Origin of the sequence: Sphingobacterium griseoflavum (assembly GCF_014653155.1) — a bacterium.
GTDB lineage: Bacteria > Bacteroidota > Bacteroidia > Sphingobacteriales > Sphingobacteriaceae > Sphingobacterium > Sphingobacterium griseoflavum.
Genome location: NZ_BNAF01000017.1, coordinates 45,875 through 62,596, shown reverse-complemented (window position 1 = coordinate 62,596; position 16,722 = coordinate 45,875). Strand labels below are relative to the sequence as shown.

Annotated in this window: 9 protein-coding genes; 1 reads left to right on the top strand and 8 read right to left on the bottom strand. The window is 46.2% G+C overall.

Annotated features, from left to right (window positions below; genetic code table 11):
• Positions 1-30: 30 nt before the first annotated feature.
• The 3 genes from araA to IE165_RS17490 all read right to left on the bottom strand — a co-directional run bounded on the left by araA (position 31) and on the right by IE165_RS17490 (position 4,045).
• Positions 31-1,533, bottom strand: a complete 1,503-nt coding sequence (araA, locus tag IE165_RS17500; protein ID WP_189627946.1) for an L-arabinose isomerase — start codon at positions 1,531-1,533, stop codon at positions 31-33.
• A gap of 80 nt (positions 1,534-1,613) precedes the next feature.
• On the bottom strand, positions 1,614-2,309 hold the full coding sequence (locus IE165_RS17495) for an L-ribulose-5-phosphate 4-epimerase (protein WP_189627945.1): 696 nt from the start codon (positions 2,307-2,309) through the stop codon (positions 1,614-1,616).
• A 59-nt stretch (positions 2,310-2,368) separates the two neighbouring features.
• On the bottom strand, positions 2,369-4,045 hold the full coding sequence (locus tag IE165_RS17490) for a ribulokinase (RefSeq protein WP_189627944.1): 1,677 nt from the start codon (positions 4,043-4,045) through the stop codon (positions 2,369-2,371).
• 358 nt (positions 4,046-4,403) lie between these two features.
• Between IE165_RS17490 and IE165_RS17485 the strand changes: the two genes are divergently transcribed.
• Positions 4,404-5,111: an NUDIX hydrolase gene (locus IE165_RS17485; protein ID WP_189627943.1), complete on the top strand. Its 708-nt coding sequence runs from the start codon at positions 4,404-4,406 to the stop codon at positions 5,109-5,111.
• A 109-nt stretch (positions 5,112-5,220) separates the two neighbouring features.
• Here the strand turns inward: IE165_RS17485 and IE165_RS17480 are convergent, their stop codons facing one another.
• The 5 genes from IE165_RS17480 to IE165_RS17460 form a co-directional block, all read right to left on the bottom strand.
• Positions 5,221-6,930: a RagB/SusD family nutrient uptake outer membrane protein gene (locus tag IE165_RS17480; RefSeq protein WP_189627942.1), complete on the bottom strand. Its 1,710-nt coding sequence runs from the start codon at positions 6,928-6,930 to the stop codon at positions 5,221-5,223.
• A gap of 9 nt (positions 6,931-6,939) precedes the next feature.
• Positions 6,940-9,963: a SusC/RagA family TonB-linked outer membrane protein gene (locus IE165_RS17475; protein WP_189627941.1), complete on the bottom strand. Its 3,024-nt coding sequence runs from the start codon at positions 9,961-9,963 to the stop codon at positions 6,940-6,942.
• Between the two features lie 459 nt (positions 9,964-10,422).
• Positions 10,423-11,595, bottom strand: coding sequence for a glycoside hydrolase family 88/105 protein (locus IE165_RS17470; protein ID WP_189627940.1), 1,173 nt, complete (start codon positions 11,593-11,595; stop codon positions 10,423-10,425).
• 56 nt (positions 11,596-11,651) lie between these two features.
• Positions 11,652-13,463: a RagB/SusD family nutrient uptake outer membrane protein gene (locus tag IE165_RS17465; protein ID WP_189627939.1), complete on the bottom strand. Its 1,812-nt coding sequence runs from the start codon at positions 13,461-13,463 to the stop codon at positions 11,652-11,654.
• 10 nt (positions 13,464-13,473) lie between these two features.
• The gene (locus IE165_RS17460) at positions 13,474-16,710 is read right to left on the bottom strand and encodes a SusC/RagA family TonB-linked outer membrane protein (protein WP_229826632.1); all 3,237 of its coding nucleotides are present in this window, start codon (positions 16,708-16,710) and stop codon (positions 13,474-13,476) included.
• Positions 16,711-16,722: the final 12 nt, after the last annotated feature.

Genomic DNA, 16,722 nt, shown 5'->3' with positions numbered 1-16,722 from the left:
CTTTAGGGCTGCGAGGAAAGCCTTTTAGGTTTATTTTTTTAGCAAATAATATAGCTCATTCCATCTAAGTTGATTTTCCAGGTTCGTGAGCGTGGTATTTTCATCAATCGCAACATATTCCAAACCGGCAATACGGGCAAAATCCTCCAAATACTCTGGCGAAAGGCTTAAGCTATAGGCCGTGTGGTGCGCACCTCCTGCTAAAATCCAGGCGCTGCAACCTGTCTTCATATCAGGAAGAGGCTTCCACAATACGCGAGCGACAGGTAATTTAGGTAGCGCATCTTCAACAGGAACGCCCTCTACTTTATTAACAATAAGACGGAAACGCGTGCCCATGTCCACTAAGGACGCATTGAGTGCTGCTCCACTCATACCGTTGAACACCAAACGGGCAGGATCAGCCTTCCCGCCGATACCCAACGGATGAACTTCCACACGCGGCTTGTCGGCTGCAAGTGCCGCATCCACCTCGAGCATGTGCGAGCCCAGCACCATGGCATTATTGGGGTCAAAGTTGTAGGTATAATCTTCCATGAACGCCGATGTTCCAGGAAGCCCGGCACCCATTACTTTACAAGCACGTACCAAGGCCGGCGTTTTCCAGTCGCCTTCACCAGCAAAACCGTAACCGTCGGCCATTAAGCGTTGCACAGCCAAGCCCGGCAGCTGAACCATCCCATGCAGATCTTCGAAGGTATCGGTGAACCCTTTGTAATTTCCAGCTTCCAAGAACTTGCGAAGACCGATTTCTATCTTGGCGGCCTCCACTAGGCTTTGGCGCTTTTCACCACCCGCCGCAACATTATCGGCCAAGGTATAGGAGTCTTCATACTCGGCCAACAGCTTGTCCAACTCTGTCTCGCTAACCTCGTTGATGACCGCAACAAGATCGCCTATTGGATAGGTATTGACAGCAAATCCGAATTGACTCTCGGCGGAGACCTTATCGCCATCGGTAACGGCGACGTAGCGCATATTATCGCCGAAGCGAACAAACTTAGCACCTTGCCAGTCCTGCCAAGCCGCCGACGCACGTGCCCAAACGTTGATACGCTCGATGACTTCCTCATCTTGCCAGTGTCCGGTAACGACTTTTCTACCGATGTTTAGCCGGCTTACAATATGGCCAAATTCACGGTCGCCATGTGCACTTTGGTTTAGGTTCATGAAATCCATGTCGATGGTATCCCAAGGAATATCGCGGTTGTATTGCGTGTGTAGGTGCAACAACGGCTTTTGCAAAGCCTTTAATCCTCGGATCCACATTTTAGCAGGCGAAAAGGTATGCATCCAGGTGATTACCCCCACACAGTTACTCGCCGTGTTGGCTGCCACGATCGTGTTGTATATTTCTTCCGTATTTTTGACGATAGGTTTGTAGGCCACCGTTACGGGTATTCCTTGATGAGCTGAAAGATACTGTGCGATCTCTTCGGCGTGTACAGCAACCTCACGTAACGTTTCTTCCCCATATAAATCTTGGCTTCCCGTAACAAACCAAACTTCTAAGCTTTTTAAATCAATGTTCATTTAATATTCGTTTTATATTCTTGGGCCAAAGGCTTTATTTTCCTCACCTTAGCTGTTCTATATGTTAAAATGTATTTCTATTACTTCTGGCCGTAATAAGCCTCTCCACCGTGTTTACGTTCATAATGTTTTTTGATTAAGGCATCCTTCAGACGGGGAGCCTGCGGGTTGATCTGCTCGGTAAGGAGCGCCATTTGAGCCACTGTTTCCAAGACAGCACTGTTGTACACCGACTTGATTCCCGTTTTTCCCCAAGCAAATGGAGCATGGTTGCCCACCAAAATCATTTCGACCTCTTTGTAATCCAATCTTTCTGCTTCGAAATGATTAATGATCTGAAACCCCGTTTCGTATTCATAGTTTCCGAGGATCATCTCGTCGCTCATCGGCGGCGCACAAGGGATATCTGTTGTCAGGTGGTCTGCATGTGTGGTTCCAAAAATAGGTATGTTCCGTTGGCTTTGCGCCCAAGCAGTAGCATAGGTAGAGTGCGTATGGGTAATCCCACCGATTTCTTCCCAGTGCTTATAAAGCACCGCATGGGTTTTCGTATCCGACGATGGGCGTAAGGTACCTTCCACAATTTGCCCGTCGAAATCAACCACCACCATTTGGTCGGGTGTCAGCTCATCGTAAGGCACACCGCTGGGCTTGATGGCGAAAACACCTTTGGAACGGTCTGCGACACTCACATTTCCGAAGGTGAACAATACCAAGCCCAATTTGGGTAGTTGCATGTTGCAATGGTAAGCCTCATCTTTTATTGATTGATACATGATATAAATTAAAAAGTCAAAAGTAATAGTCCGTAATTCCTGATAATAGCCAGCAGAGCTTACGCGTTGTGGTTTTCCATAAAACCTCCCAATTCTTGGTAGCGCTGATAACGTATGGCGTAGATCTCCACCATGTCGGGGCGAGGTTCATAGGTTTTTTCGAAGCCTTGCCCCATTGCCTGCATGGCATCTTCCACGCATGGAAAGATCCCCGCGACGGTTGCGGCAAACATGGCAGCTCCAATGGCACAAGTTTGCTCGGTCTTGTGGATACGAATAGGCATGTTCATCACGTCGGCCATCGTTTGCATGATATACGGTGATTTTTTCGCAACACCGCCAAGGCCGATAAGTCCTTTGACAGGAATGCCCTGCTCCACAAAGCGATTGGCAATACTTTTGGCACCAAAACAAGTAGCTTCGACAATGGCACGAAAAACGCGTGGAGCATCAGTCCCTAAATGCAAACCCTGAACTGCCCCTTTTAATGTTTGATCCGCATCCGGTGTACGACGGCCGTTGAACCAATCTATGGCGAGTTCCGACTGTATCGTCACGGGCAACGCCTCTGCTTTTTTGCTAAGCTGCGGAATGAGTTGACTGTCGATGATCGCTGTAATCTTGGCCACATCATCCTCTGCAATACCTTGCGCATCAGCCAACAAGTTGGCGACCGGCCACATCAATATCTGCTTAAACCAAGCGTATGCATCACCGAAAGCCGATTGCCCAGCTTCCATGCCAATCATCCCTGGAATAATCGAACCATCTACCTGTCCGCAAATGCCTTGTACCAACGTATCGGCCACTTCGTCTTTCGGCGCCACAAGCATGTCACAGGTAGAGGTTCCCATCACCTTACTCAAGTAGTAGGGTTCAATCTGTCCGCCCACAGCACCCATGTGGCAGTCGAAGGCACCTATACCGATCAGCACACCGGTGGATAACCCCAACCGTTCTGCCCACTCGGGCGACAGGTTGCCCGCAGCCTCTGCCGACGTATAGGTTTTGGTGAATAACCGATCGGTTATCCCATCCAATAGCGGATCTAATGTGCTAAAGAAAGCATTGGGAGGCAAACCACCATCAAAATCTGCCGACCATAAGGACTTGTGTCCGGCCGCACAAACCGACCGCTTGATATCCGCGGCTTGTGTACCGCCTGTCAGCAGGAAGGGTATATAATCACAGTGCTCTACCCAGGTAAAAAGGGAGGCGCGCACTTTTTCATCTACACGGAGAATATGGAGCAATTTTGCCCAAAACCACTCGGACGAGTAGACACCACCCACAAATTGCAAATAGTTCTTGTCAAATTTTTTAGCATGCTCATTGATTTGCTGTGCTTCCAATACCGAAGTATGGTCTTTCCACAAGACAAACATCGCGTTGGGGTTTTCGGCAAATTCGTCTAATAAGGCCAACGGAGTCCCCTTTTCGTCCACCGCTATCGGTGTCGAGCCGGTCGTATCAACCGAAATAGCCTTCACATCTTTTGCTATTGCAGCGCCGCCTGCTTTGGACAGACATTCCTTGATGGTGTACTCCAGACCTTCGATGTAATCAAGCGGGTGTTGCCGAAATTGGCTGGACGAAGGATCACAGAATTCACCTTTCTTCCACCTCGGATAGTAGAACACCGACGATGAAATCTCATCGCCACGATTTGCGTCTACAAGGACCGATCGGACAGAGTCACTTCCATAGTCCACACCGATCACATAAGATTTATTCATTATTTAAATACCTTTTTGGTTTATAACATTGATTGACAATACGACTTGAAATCCAACACATGCTCGCTACTAAACCATCAATAGCGAGTACCACCAGATTATTAGTGTCAAATTAACATTTATTTTTTTATAAAAAGAAATTTTTATTAATTTTTTCGGATTACAAATCGTAATTGCCATGCAACAGGCTATAGGTTTTTGGTAGGGTTTGATCAAAACTGCTACAAAAATGTTTTCATACGTTAAAGGATGAAGCGTGACAAAAAAAAGTTTATGATTTTGACGTAGTATTTTATAGATTTGGGGACATATACCGGAGTATTGCTTATCCGGTACTTAATGAAGAAAAGAAATCTATATGGACTTTTACCAAGGTGAACCAAGTATTCTGCTTGCGGTTGACTGCATAATTTTTGGGTTTAATGGGGAATCCCTGGAGTTGCTTTTAATAAAGAGGGGCTTCGAACCAGAGCGCAATAAGTGGAGTCTGATGGGTGGTTTTGTGCAACCTAATGAAAGTCCGGAAGGTGCTGCATCTCGTGTTTTAAAACAGCTAACAGGTTTAGAAAACGTGTACATGGACAACTGTGGTATTTTTGGTGAACCTGCCCGCGAGCTTCACGGACGTGTTGTCAGTATTGCATACGTAGCATTGATTGACACGCATCAATACGAGCAGATTATTAGTGATCACTATGAGGCAAAGTGGTTTCCACTGGACAAGCATCCCGACTTGATCTTTGATCACGAACAAATGATTGCCGCCGCCAAACGAGCTTTGCGGACAAAGGCAGCTTTGTATCCCATTCTTTTCGAGCTATTGCCAGAAAAGTTCACCATTCCACAAATCGTCTCGCTCTATGAATGTGTCTACGATATTGCTTTGGACAAACGGAACTTCAGCCGGAAATTATTGGCATCAGACCTAATTATCAAACAGCAAGAGAAGGATAAAGAGAATTCCAAAAAAGGGGCTTTCTACTATCGCCTCAATACCGATATTTACAAAGAGAAAATCATGTCTTTCCTGCGTTATCTGCCCAGCTGGTCTATAGAAAACGAATAAAAAGCGTCCAAAACAGCTTATCGGAAAATCATGAAGACGAAGCAATCTTCCATAATATGGGATTGCTTCGTCCATCTCACCTCTTCGTGACGCGTGCTCAGATGTTCTTTTATTTAGGATATCCCGGATTCTGAGTGATGCCCTCTCCTTCTTTGTTATTCAGCTGTATCTCACTAAAAGGGATAGGCAACAGGGCATTAAAATCCTGAAACCCACTGGTAATTTTATTGGCAGGGCCTGCATCCGTATTCAACGGCATACGCTCTTTCAATTTACCGCTACGCACTAACGTCATGCGTCTGTTCTCTTCCGAAATAAGCTCTCTAGCACGTTCATCCAATATAAAGTCAACGGTTAGCTGTGCGGCGTTCACAGCGCCGAGCAAAGCATTTCCCGTACGTGCACGTTCCTCCTTAAAGGCCCTATCGCGTAGGGTATTGATATCGGTCGCAGCGCCCGACGTATTGTTCTGCCGTAGGCGAGCCTCCGCACGCAACAGGTAGGTTTCGCCTAGTCGCATAACGGGCCAATCTTTCACCAAAGCGTAGCCAAAATCATCGATTGGATCATAACCGCCCCACTTGGTCGGATACGGATACCATACCTCTAAACTATCTGTCTGAAACGGGATGACTTTGTCACCAGTACGAATGACCACATTGCGCACCCCTGCGTCTTTGGCAACGCGAAATCCATTGGCATCAATACCGATCTCTGCACTGAAATTTGGACGGTTGTAATTCGTGGTTCTTCGGATATTGTAATTGCTATTGCGTATGTCACCCTCTAGGCCACGCCAAACCGTATATTTCATAAAGTTACTTAAGCGCAGACGGCCATTGCCGCGTCCGCCAAGTGAATCGGCGTTTACCATGCCATCCCATTTGTGGTAGCCGGGTTGCCATACCCGACGATGTTGTGGGTTATCAATGGTACCACCATTTACCTCCCGATTAAATTCTACTTCAAATGTCCAAATGGCCTCTGTATTTCCCTCTGAACGGCGCATATTGCCTTGACGAAACATATCCCGGTAATAATCCCCTCCCTCTGCCAGGTAATCGCCGTAACGGGCATCGATTAACCGATACTTACCGCCATCAATAATAGCCGATGACATCATTTCAGATTTTGAAAAATAGCTGGCATCGCGCATGCCGATCCGCAAAAATGCTTCAGCGGCAAGTTGTCTGGCCATGTCTTTATTGATGCGACTCTCCGTTGTTGCCATTCCTACTTCCGGCAGGTTTGCCACGGCAAAATCAAGATCCTGTTCGATCACGGCATCAATTGATGCGACTGCCGTCCGCGTATAATTAAATGTCGGCACCGTTATTGACTCCGTCAACAGAGGAACAGGGCCCCATAAGGTGACTAAGGTATTGTAGGCATATGCACGGAAAAATCGTGCTTCCGCAGCAGCCTTGGGGCTTACTTCTTCCGCTGCCTTGATAATGGTATTGGCGTTATTGATCAGCTGGTAACATTTGTTCCACATATAGCTGACGCCTGCGTTTTCGGAATTCAGGTCAGCATACTGATAAAACGGATTTTCGACACCCTGCGTGGACCCTGCGCTCGTGATATCCATTCCGATTTGCCAACAGGATAGGAAACCCTGTTGACCACTGTACCCCCACAGTTCAGCATAAATATAGTGTAAGCCAATCACCTGATTTTCGATGGTCGTGGGGTCATTTGCACCAGCATCATAATTGGAGTATGGCTTTTCATCCAAGAAGCTATCGCTACAGGAGCTTGTTCCAACGGCGAGCAACGCCAATACGGAAAATATTTTTGTATGTTTAAAGTTTATCATGACGGAATATTAAAAAGTAAGATTTAAACCAAGGACATAAGTGCGCACCATTGGATAATTCAATGCATCTCCGACGCCATCTACTGAATTTCCGCGTGGCACGTCTCTAGCCTCTGGATCCCAGCCCAGCCAATTGGTCCAAGTGTACAGGTTACGGCCGCTGGCGTATGCCGTTACCCCACCAATGCCGATTCGGCTGGCAACTGCCTTGGGTAGGTTATAGCTAAACGTCACATCCTTCAGACGCGTAAAACTAGCGTTGGACGGAAAGCGATAACCGTAGATATTCGATCGGTTGCTCAGCGAGCGCCATTCGTTACTTTGATTTTCCGGTGTCCAGTAACCTAGGGCTGCTGGCGTGCTGCGTCGGCCCATTTCATCGGAAGCACCGTTAATCTGTGGATTGTCACGCAAGGCTCCCTGTGTGGTCGTGACAAAGATGTTCAGGCCAAAATCTTTGTAGGTAAAGGTGTTTGTTAGACCAGCTGTCCATTTTGGTGCCGTTTGCCCTAAAACTCTACGATCATCGTTATTAATGATACCATCTCCGCTTAAATCCGCTAATTTTACAGCTCCGGCTTCCGCTTGCTCATCCCATCCTTTATTAACGCCAGCAGCAATTTCTGATTCTTGCCAGATACCCACCTTGGTATAATCGTAGATCACACCCACGGGATGGCCAATAAACCACCGATTTGCAATATCATCTTTTCCATCGCCGTATATCTCCACAATCTTGTTCTTGTTATGCGCGAAAACAACGGTGCTGGACCAGCTGAAATTTCCTTTCGCGATATTTTTGCTGGTAAGCGTCACATCAATACCCGTATTTTCGAGTTTACCAAGGTTGCTCCACACCCAATCAAAGCCGGTCAAACGAGGCAGGTTTTGTCGCAACAACATATCTTGCGTATGTGTTCGGTAAAAATCGATCGTACCGGTTAACCGATTATTCCACAGCCCAAAATCAACCCCCGTATTGAATCCGGCAGTTTTTTCCCATCGAAGATCACCGTTCCCCATTTGAGCTCGATAGCGGATTGCTGCGCTAGATTGCCCACCCATCGTAAGTGGATTGGATACTAACAATGCAAGCGCGTCATTCACCGGGACAGCTTCGTTGCCGGAAACGCCGTAGGATATTCGCCATTTCAGATTATTAACCGTATTCTTGATAGGCTCCATGAACGTCTCGTTATGTACATTCCAGGCCACAGCAGCTGATGGAAACGTCCCAAATTTATAATTTTCACCGAACTGGGAAGCTCCGTCGCGCCGAACGGTAAGGGTTAACATGTAGCGACTGTCATAGCCATAATTGACACGTGCCATTTGCGAAAGTGATCGGTAAAGACTTGCTCGGGATGATACCTTTTGGGTAGATGCTCCTCCTAGATTTCCCCACCCCAAAGCATCATTTGGAAATATTTCTCCTGTGGCAATAGCCTCTTGATAATATTGGCTTTTCGCCGCATATAAACCTGTAAAATCGACATGGTGCAAACCGAAGTCCTTGTTGTAGGTCAGAATATTTTCAATGGTGTATGTTTGCGATTCGTTATTTGTTATTCGGCCAAATCCAGCAAAGTTGTAAACCGATTCGCCTTCATATTCATTCGTCCGCTTAGGTACAAAGCTGAATCCACCGTTAAATCTGTATTTTAATCCCGCCAACGGTGACCATATTTGACCGAAATTTAATTCCGCATAACCGTTTAATGTTACATTAAACTCTCTTCTCTCTGGATTTAATGTTGTTGGTAAGAGGGGATTACTCCAAAGCTGCTCCGAATACATTGGAAACTGGGTCAAGCTTCCGTTGTCGTTGTACATTCGTGCATAAGGACTCATGGCGGCCGCCTGCATTAAGTTAGCGCGTCCTCCATCTCTATTGTGGGCAACGACAAACGTCGATGTCCCTGCAGATAGGTATTTGGTTGCGGTGAAATCCGTGTTTGCCCGGAAAGAGTATCGCTTATAGTTATAGCCTTTCAGGATACCTTTTTGATCCAAGTAGTCCGTTGAAATGAAGTAACGGGCATTTTCACTACCACCCGATATGCCTATGTTGTGATTTTGGATAACGCCGGTTTGCATGACGGCGTCAAACCAATCGGTGGTGGTTCCGTTGACGTAGTTATCGTATTCAAACTCATTACGTACGGGACCTCCATTATATAATGCCGAATTATTGATCCGCGCATATTCTTTATAACGATTCAACAACTCCTCTCCCGACACAGGCGTTAATATATGAGCGGCCTCTTCCACTCCGCCATAGCCGCTATAACGGATTGTAGGCTTGCCGGTTGTCCCTCTTTTGGTTGTGATTAAAATGACGCCATTGGATCCATTAACCCCATAAATCGCCACGGCTGATGGGTCCTTTAAAATTTCCACCGATTCAATATCGTTGGGATTGATGTCATTGATCGAGCCTCCAGTACGTGTTAGGGGGATACCATCCACAACAAAGTAGGGGCCCGTATTGGCACTCATGGAATTTTGCCCTCGAATAAGCGTTGACGGCTCATCGCCTGGTACCGATGATGCCTGCGTAATATTGACATTGGACACCGAGCCTTGGATGGCCTGCATCACGTTGGTAACAGGGAGGCGTGAAAGACGTTCCTTGGGAACTGATGCTACAGATCCCGTGATATCGGATCGCTTTTGCGAGCCATAACCTACCACGACTAGTTCTTCGAGCATATTGTCGCTCGGACTTAGCAATACATCTAAGTTATCCGACTGCTCTACTGTAATCTCCCGTTCGGCATAACCTACATACGTGAATAATAGCACAGCCCCGCGGTTGACGCTTAGCGTGAATGTGCCATCTGCAGCCGTCTGTGTACTGGTGGTGCCACCTTTGACAACAACAGTTACGCCACCAAGTCCTTGTGCATTTGTCGCATCTTTGACCTGTCCCTTAATGGTGGTTTGCTGCGAAAAGCCTGGCAGAGCCGAAAGCATTGCGCAAAAAAGCATTAGAAATGCTTTGAAGGTTGTTTTTGTAATGATTTTTAACATAGTTTTTGGGTTGTTGATTCTTGGTTAACATTTCATCGATCTACAGCTGCCTATATAATGAGGCAGCCGATAGACCTTCTCGTTTTTTCTGTTGTTTAAATGGTGCCCATGATGATTCTGTTTTTTCGTTAAAAAAGGTTGTTAGCGAGGTACTGTAAACCGTACCGTAATCTTGTTCGGCGCAACTTGCATGCAGTAAATGTTCTTATCGTAGCTTTTTGGTTTATACTCTAGCTCGACGCCGTTAGCGCGTCATGATCACAACAGCAAATATAGAGAGCACAGTAGATTTTAATGTCTAATTTAGGTTCAAAATAGTCTAAAATGGCTTCAAAACGGCTTTTCAACAGCATCATCCGTACATTTACAACAAGCAATACCCGCCAAAAAAAATGCCTCTTCTCCTACATATTAAAATAGAAAAAGAGGCACGTTAAATACCCGTATTTATGTACGGCCTTACTTGTCCAATTCGAGCAGCCCCATGATGAAAGGCCCAGTGGCCTTACTGTCATTTTCGCGAACCCTTTCGTTGATATAATAGGCATAGCTACCGTCGCGGTATGGATTCCCGCCCAAGCCGGCCACTGCATTACACTGCGTCAAGGTTAGGCGGCCATCGGGTTCTATTTTAAGTAATTTCTTTTTTATTCCGAGCCAAGTCCTTTCTGCAATAGCTCTATATTTTTCAGCAATGTAACCTTCATTTGCAGCTTTGGCATAGGCATACATAAACATTGCATTCACGGACGCTTCTTGGTAATTTCCGGTTTCGCCAGATCTATCCAAAATCTGCCACCACAGGCCTTCCTCGTCTTGATAGCGGGGTAGGGTCTCCGCCAAGTCTTCGAGCAGCGCAATTAATTTTTCGCGATTGGGATACCGTGACGGTATAAAATCGAGCACGTCAACCAAAGCCATGAACCACCACCCCACGCTGCGGCCCCAAAAGTTAGGTGACTGTCCGGTTTCCTTATCCGCCCACCGCTGCTGCTTGCTCTCATCCCAAGCATGGTAATATAATCCCGTCTTTTTGTCGCGCGTATGTTTTGCCGTCACCAATATTTGGTTGATTACATCGTCAAAATACGTCGAATCGCCGACAAACTCTCCATAGGCGGCGACAAAAGGATCACCCATATAGATTCCGTCTAACCAAATCTGATGGGGATAAATCAGCTTATGCCAATACACCCCCTCCAACGTGCGCGGATGATGCTTCAGTTGACCCATCAAATTATCTATTGCCCGTCTATATTTCATCTTGCCCGTCTTTTCGTAAAGGGTGAATAGGATCTTTCCCGGATTGATATAATCGATGTTGTACGTTTCTATTTTGTAGAGATGGATGTCACCATTTTCGTTAATCATCGTGTCTGCCCAGGCTTCCACGTAATCGAAGTATCGCTGCTCCTTGCTTTTCTCCCAAACCTTTAACATGGCTAGACAACCTAGACCTTGTGCATAACCAAAATAAAGGCGCTTACCATGATCCAGTTGCCAGGCTTCTGGAAAGCGCTGTATTTCAGCATCTGCAAATTGTTGGTAAAACTTGACCGGTTGCGCGCGAACGCACAGTGCCGAAAAAATCATCAGCCATAGTATGTATATTGCATTTTTATTTATTCGCATAGGTAAATTTTATTCACTTGTTCGTTATAGCGAGCTAACCGTTGTTGAACTAGTTTTTAATACAGCGGATGTTGCTGCCCACGCAAGCCAGGATTATTATCAATGGTCGCGGTACTTAAAGGGAATAACTCCACTTTATTTTTCTCCAGCCCTCGGTAGATATTTCTGACCCACACCGAGTTAGCGGCAAAAGTATTGGCAAAAAAAGCAGATGTGGAGCTATACATATCCAAAATCGTGTACCCTTCCGCTTCCAAGCTGGCTCTCTCTGCCATGCTGGGTTCTGCTTTAAATCCGATAAAAGGTAGGGCAACTGTAGGGTCATTAAACACCCTAGCATCCGTCTTTTTGTAGGCTCTGAAACGATCCACATTCGCATACTTACCGCTGCGATTCGCAAGATCCAAAATTTCCTGTTTGGTGGCTGTCAATTTTTCAAAAAGAATGCCCCAACGAATTAAGTCTGTCCGACGCCAGCCTTCAAAACCTAATTCCAGTTTACGCTCTTGGATCAAAGCATTTCGAAAGCCGTTATAGTCTCCCGGCGTACTTCCTATTTTCGACCGGTCGCCTTTAAAAGCGCGTAACCTAACTTCTTCTAAAAGCGTCTTCGCTATGGTTGTGGGACCAGCATTCAGTTCATTTTCAGCTTCCGCATACATCAGCAAGATGTCTGCATATCGGAGTTCTATCCAGTTTATATCCCGACGATTCACGGCAGGTCCCAGTTCTGCTTTCCAATTTACCCGAAACTTGCCAATCGTATTGCTGGCATACGTATTCATTTGGTGTTTGCTATCTGCTGTAATGGCATAACTGGCAATCGTTACATCCCTACGGCTATCATCCGGTTGGAATTCGAAATAATAGGTAGGCAGAGCTGCCATTGCAGGTTGGGCTTTCAGATAAAAAGACTGCGTGTGTGAAAAGATGCCATTCGTGTACCCCACCTGGGCATCATTACGATCGATCCCCTTTTGTCCATACTCCAACATAGATTCCTGGTTGTACCGCCCGTTGATCACATCGCGAAAGATTGTTTCATAATCAATGAGGGCATTCTCTCCCCTATCAACGACGGCCTTGCAAGCGTCGCGAGCTATTTGAAAAAGTTCTTGGATTCTTGCTGCGTCGGGTCTTTTTGCTAGCTGCACGCTAGAAGGCGAGTAGGAATTTAAATCCCAGCGCAGGGAATAACCCGCACCATATAATGCCATCCGGGCTAATAAGCCGTAGGCTGCATTTTTCGAGATGCGTTCGGTTGGCAGTCCGGATTCGCTTTTCCAAGGTAAAAGCTGAATGGCCATTTGCAAGTCCTCCACACAACCGTCGATAATGGTATCTCGATTCACGCGTGAAGAAGAAAAACTCGGCATATCAATAACGGGTACGCGCGGATAAGGAACATCGCCAAAAAAACGCATAACGTTCAGCATGTTTTTAGCACGAATAGCATAAGCTTCGCCAAGCAACATATCTAACTTCGCTTGATCTGCCTCTGAAACACCCGTCATCAAGGGGATGTTCTTAATCAGGACATTTGCCTGTTCGACACCGGCGTACATCGCTGTATAGGTTGACGACGGGCTTGTTGCTGGGTTATAGACATAGTTGGAAACTTGATTTTTCGAATTTGTTTCGCCTTCTGTAGAGAAACATTCATCGGTCCCCATACCAAATTGATAGTATAGTTCTGAATTGAACGTGCTGGTATAGGCACCAAGAACCGCCATTTCTACTTTTCCCACCTCTTCGAAAATGGTCGAGCTATCAAAATCTTTTTCTGACGGTAGCTCTAACCAATCTTTACACGATGACACGATCAAAAGTGACAGTGAACACGTGATACATAACATATATTTTTTCATGGGTTCTCAATTAAAAAGTTAAGTTGACACCAGCTACTACGCTTTTTGTGCGTGGGTATGCCGAGTTATCGACGCCCCGAGTCAAAATCGCGTCGGTGGCCGATACTTCGGGGTCGTAGCCTGTATAGTTGGTAAACGTATGTATATTATTTAAGGTGAAGTACACCCGAAAGCGTTGTACAAATAGCTTTTGGGCCAGGTTAGCAGGTAGCGTGTAGCCGATTGTTATATTGTTCACCCGTAAGAATGATGCGTTCTCCAGGTAGTAATCCAAGGGATCAGAAATGGCAATGTTGTTTGTGGCGTTTAAGCTCCAAATTTGTTTTTTATCCTGCTGGTTTGGATTTAACTCGGCAAGGCGACCCAAATCGGTTGTTTCTGCTCCCGTAGCAGGATCTATCAAGGTGAAGCGATCCGCCATCTGCCCTAACGAATTTTGATTAGGGAGATAGGGGCCCATAAATCGTTGTGTATTCATATTGAAGGCTTTGTTTCCGTACGCGAAATTTAAGAACACGCTTAGATCAAATCCCTTGTAGATAAACTCGTTGTTGAACCCCCCAAAGAATTTCGGCTCAGGACTTCCAATTTCTGTTCGGTCGTTGGTCGACCAAACGGGATTGCCATTCGCATCTGTCTCTCCCGCTACAGCAAGATACTTTACATCTCCCGGCTTAATCGTGGCCCTGTTTTTCCCTTTTAACGAAGCTACACCGTCATTGAGCAAATAGCTTCCGTCGGCTTGTTGTGTGAAGTCGTTGGTCGTGTATACCCCGTCATACTTATATCCATAAAAGGTACTGACGGGACCATCCACTTGCGTGTAAAAGTTAATTCGGGATTCATATGAATTGATCATATAATCGTTGCCACCACTCCCATAAAGGCTTTTTACCTTGGAGCGGTTGAATGTTAAATTGAGTGCTGTTTTCCATTGAAAATTGTTAGTACGGACATTTAGCGTATTCACGGAGAACTCGACACCGCGGTTTCGCAGCTCGGCTATATTCTGAAACTGCTTGCTATATCCGGTGGACGTGGGGATGTTGACCTCCAGCAACAAATTCTTAGATTCATTGTTGTAGAAATCGGTCGTAACATTCACCCGACTGTTGAAGAGAGACAAGTCAAAAGCGATATTCGTGGTTTGCGTTTTCTCCCATACCAAAAGCGGGTTTCCCAGTGTAGAGCTTGGTTTTACACCGACAAGAGTCGTATTCCCCATAGCCGCAACGGTAGACCCATAGAGCGTCGCATAACGTGTGTTGCCAATCTTGTCGTTGCCTGTCGTACCATACCCCACTCGCAATTTGAGTTGATTCACGAATTCTGAATCTTTTAAAAAGGACTCGTTGTGGATATTCCAGGCTGCCGAAGCAGAAGGAAAGGCTCCCCATTTATTCCCTTCCTTAAATGTAGACACACCATCAGCCCGCATCGTAGCGGTAAAAAGATAGCGATCGTCATAATTGTAAATTGCTCGAAAGAATCCAGAGACAAGACCATATCGTACAGCTTCCGAGTCTCCCCTTTCCGTTCGGCCGGCCAAACTAACATCTTTCAAACCGAAATTACTGCTGGGAAATTCATAGTATTGATGTGCCAAAGACTGACTTTCTTCATACCTTACTTCGTGACCGCCCAACAAATTGATGTGATGCTTACCGAAATCCTTCAGCCATGATAACGTATTCGTCCACTGCCATTCAAAGCCCTCTGCATTTTTAATAGATCCAAAAGGGCCTTTGTTATTGCGTGCATTTATGGTTCTTCCGTCGTCCCAAAAGTCGGTACGCGTTTGCCCCCATTGGTAGGATCCCGATGTTCGGAAGGTAAAGTCTTCTAAGAAATTGGCCGTTAGGCCCACATTGATGTTTGCTAACCGAGCCGCTTTGGCCCGATTGAGCGCATCGTTCATAATGATTGGATTGTACACATCATATTGCGAATTGATGAGCTGCAATTCTTCAGCAATATCGGTATACAACAACTGCTCATTAGTAAAGCGCGCCCCACCAGTCACCGGTTGCAGAAGCGACATCTTCAACATCCCATTCAGTGAGCCACCGCCTTGGGTGTTTGCATCTTGAAATAGCGAATTAAAGTCTACATTAACCCCTTTTCGCAACTGGTGATTTACCTTTGCCCGCACACTGTTTCGGCGAAAGCCAGATTTTGCCAAAATTCCGTCTTGGCTTGTGTTATTATACGAAAGGAGCAGTTTGGTTTTTTCACTTCCGCCGGAAATGTTGATATTGTGTGCTTGCAGCATAGTTTGCCCACCAAAGACCTCTTCTTGCCAATCGATCCCTGGCTTTGTGCCATAGTCGCGACGAATACGCTCGAAAGCGCCGGTAGCGAAGTCAGGCTCGTTGACATCTCCACCAAACATATTGGCATAGTCCTGCTGCCGTCCCGCCAATGTTTGGTATTCGTACTGGTATTTTACATAATCTTCCACCTGAAGCATGTCCAACTTTCGACTTAAGCCTTCGAAACTAGCGTAGGCATTGTAGTCGACCGTTGTACGTCCAGATTTCCCGGATTTTGTCGTAATCAACACCACACCATTTGCGCCGCGGGCGCCATAAATTGCCGTGGCCGAAGCATCTTTTAGAATGTCGATGTTCTCTACGTCGTTGATATCGATTTTCATCAATGCATCTTCCATGACAAAACCATCTACAACATACAGCGGCTTTGTAGAACCTGTAATGGAAGTTCCGCCGCGCACCAAAATATTAACACCGGCACCTGGGGCACCACTCTGTGTCACTACATTGACGCCCGCAACCCGACCCGTAATCGCTTGGGCGGCCGTCGTGACGGGTAGGTTTCGGATATCATCGGCCTTGATAGAGCCCACAGCTCCTGTTAGATCCCGCTTTCTCGATGTACCGTAACCAATGACCACAACCTCATCTAGGTCATTATTTGTGCTGGCCAATTTCACGGTAAGTGGTTCGCGACTGCTCACCGTGATATCTTTTGTGGCATATCCCAAAAAGCTGAACTGCAATACAGCGTTGTTATCTACAGTTAAGGTGAATACTCCGGTCGCGTCTGTACGAGTGCTGGCGGACCGTCCCTTTACTTGTACGCTGACACCTTCAATAGGCCGATCCTGCTCATCGGTCACCTTTCCCGATAGGGGAAAGCTTTGCGCGCGGATTAGGGGTAGCGTCCCCATAAAAAACAGCAAGATTAAAAAACCTTTAAGCATACTGTTGTGATGCGATTTTCTCATAAAATATAGTTT

Bases quoted from the DNA above. Each gene is read 5' to 3' on its own strand.
- araA (WP_189627946.1), bottom strand. From the start codon at position 1,533: ATGAACATTGATTTAAAAAGCTTAGAAGTTTGGTTTGTTACGGGAAGC.
- IE165_RS17495 (WP_189627945.1), bottom strand. From the start codon at position 2,309: ATGTATCAATCAATAAAAGATGAGGCTTACCATTGCAACATGCAACTA.
- IE165_RS17490 (WP_189627944.1), bottom strand. From the start codon at position 4,045: ATGAATAAATCTTATGTGATCGGTGTGGACTATGGAAGTGACTCTGTC.
- IE165_RS17485 (WP_189627943.1), top strand. From the start codon at position 4,404: ATGGACTTTTACCAAGGTGAACCAAGTATTCTGCTTGCGGTTGACTGC.
- IE165_RS17480 (WP_189627942.1), bottom strand. From the start codon at position 6,930: ATGATAAACTTTAAACATACAAAAATATTTTCCGTATTGGCGTTGCTC.
- IE165_RS17475 (WP_189627941.1), bottom strand. From the start codon at position 9,963: ATGTTAAAAATCATTACAAAAACAACCTTCAAAGCATTTCTAATGCTT.
- IE165_RS17470 (WP_189627940.1), bottom strand. From the start codon at position 11,595: ATGCGAATAAATAAAAATGCAATATACATACTATGGCTGATGATTTTT.
- IE165_RS17465 (WP_189627939.1), bottom strand. From the start codon at position 13,463: ATGAAAAAATATATGTTATGTATCACGTGTTCACTGTCACTTTTGATC.
- IE165_RS17460 (WP_229826632.1), bottom strand. From the start codon at position 16,710: ATGAGAAAATCGCATCACAACAGTATGCTTAAAGGTTTTTTAATCTTG.